Genomic DNA, 581 nt, shown 5'->3' with positions numbered 1-581 from the left:
ACCGACCGCACCCGGCACACCCTGATCGCCGCCGAACTCACCCACCGGCACGCCACCCTGGCCCTCGCCGCCGCCACCGCGGAGGCCGCCGGGCTGCGCCGCGAGCTCACCGAGGCCCGCACCCTGCACTCCGCCTGGCAGGCCGCCGAGGCCGTGCTGCGGCACCGCGCCGCCGCCGACCGGGTGACCAGGGTCGCCGCCGCGATCCGCGAGGCCGAGCTGGACGCCGCCCCCGCGCTCGCCGCCCGCGCCCGCGCCGCCACCGCACTGGCCCGCGCCCTGGAAGCCGCCGCCGGGGCCGCCGAGGACCGCGCCGACACCGAGGAGCAGCGCGCCGCCGAACTCCAGGCCGACGGCAGCCGGGCCCAGACCGACGCCACCGAGGCCGCCACCGCCGCCCAGAAGGCCCGCAGCGAGGCCGAGCACCTGCGCCAGCGCCTCGCCGAGGTCGAGCAGGAGACCGCCGCCGCCGTCGAGGCCGGGTTCATCGACTCCGACGGCGACGTCGACCCGGCCCGGGCCGCCCTGCACGCCGCCGACGTGGAGCAGGCCGCCGGCGCCGCCCTCGCCCAGGCCCGCAC

The 581-nt window shown here is 81.4% G+C and carries 1 pseudogene; it reads left to right on the top strand.

The window, feature by feature from the left end:
• Positions 1-581 (top strand): annotated as a pseudogene (locus VR45_RS28495) (hypothetical protein); the annotation flags it as partial.

This window comes from Streptomyces sp. NRRL S-495, from assembly GCF_000966955.1.
Classification (GTDB): Bacteria; Actinomycetota; Actinomycetes; order Streptomycetales; family Streptomycetaceae; genus Kitasatospora; species Kitasatospora purpeofusca.
Note: the sequence above shows the minus strand (reverse complement) of the source record. Positions and strands in the feature narration are given on the sequence as shown.